The sequence below is a fragment of the Dellaglioa sp. CoH-57-MRSF-22 genome, from assembly GCF_056781895.1.
Genome location: NZ_JBXAXT010000273.1, coordinates 1 through 239, shown reverse-complemented (window position 1 = coordinate 239; position 239 = coordinate 1). Strand labels below are relative to the sequence as shown.

The 239-nt window shown below is 60.7% G+C and carries 1 protein-coding gene; it reads right to left on the bottom strand.

What is annotated here, in order from left to right:
- A partial coding sequence (locus tag AC1RPR_RS09060) for a hypothetical protein (RefSeq protein ID WP_481763618.1) occupies nt 1-239 on the bottom strand: 239 nt, incomplete at both ends.

Below are 239 nucleotides of genomic sequence, written 5' to 3'. Positions count from 1 at the left end.
CATTTGGATACCGCGCGCGTCGTAATCTTTCAGATAACGCGCGTACAGGCGAACGGTGCCGGGCTCGTTGTGTTCGCAATGATCCATCAGGCGCACGCCGTCGATATAGAGCCCGGACAGAGCCGCCGTCAGCTTGTCATAACCGTAGCCGCCAGCGGTGCCCTGTTGGACGTGCGCGCGGTCGTATGCAGCGCGTTCCTTTGCCGTTCCGTAGGGAAGGGGATCACCCTTTTTGAGGG